General features: G+C 70.6%; 1 pseudogene. It reads right to left on the bottom strand.

What is annotated here, in order from left to right:
* A pseudogene (locus tag V6U90_RS33535) lies at positions 1-930 on the bottom strand (hypothetical protein); the annotation flags it as partial.
* Positions 931-977 lie beyond the last annotated feature (47 nt).

Below are 977 nucleotides of genomic sequence, written 5' to 3'. Positions count from 1 at the left end.
GTCGGTGGACATCGCAGCATCGTGCCCGTCGGTCGCACCAATGCCGGGAACCGGCCCCGCCGGTCCCGTCCACCCTGCCGGCCAGGACGACGCGGCCGGCCCCGCCGGCCAGGACGATGCCGTGAGGGCGTCCGGGTCGTCCAGCGGCCCGGGCAGCCCGGGCAGACCCGTGTCCGCCGGCGGGGCAGGTACCGGCCCGGACATCGGCGACGTCCCCCCGTGGTTCAGCCAGGACAGGTCCGCACCCTGCTGCGGGCGGTCCGGTCCGGGGGCAGGGCCCGGCAACGATGCTTGCCGGGGCTGACCCGGAGCGGTCACCCCGTACTGCGCCGGCACGCCACCGTGTGCTTCCTGGACCAGCTGCAGCAGACCACGGTCGCGCAATGCCACGATCCGGCCATGCACCGTCGGCTGCGGTATGGATGTCGCATCGGCGAGGGTTGACTCGCTGGCGGTGATGAGCCCGTCGTCGTCCATATGGTCGATCAGGACGTTCCACAGCTGCCGCAGCTGATCCTGCTGCTTCCTTGTGGTGGCGATGTGGTCGGCGTGCTGGTCGAACAGCGTCCGGGCCTCATCCGGGTCGCTCACCCATCGGCTGCCCGCAGGAAGGGCCGGCAACGGTGCTTGCCGGGGCTGACCCGGATCGGTCACCCTGTACCGCGCCGGCACGCCACGGTGTGCTTCCTGGACCAGCCGCAGCAGACCACGGTCGCGCAATGCCACGATCCGCCTATGCACCGTCGGCTGCCATGTGGATGTCGCATCGGCGAGGGTTGACTCGCTGGCGGTGATGAACCCGTCGCCGTCCATATGGTCGATCAGGACGTTCCACAGCTGCCGCAGCTGATCCTGCTGCTGCCTTGTGGTGGTGGCGATGTGGTCGGCGTGCTGGTCGAACAGCGTCCGGGCCCCATCCGGGTCGCTCACCCACCGGCTGCCCGCAGTGGGTTGGGGTTGGGGTTGGTCGGGGTGGA

The sequence above is a fragment of the Micromonospora sp. CPCC 206060 genome, from assembly GCF_036906895.1.
Lineage (GTDB): Bacteria > Actinomycetota > Actinomycetes > Mycobacteriales > Micromonosporaceae > Micromonospora.
This window is presented reverse-complemented; position numbering and strand designations above follow the sequence as displayed.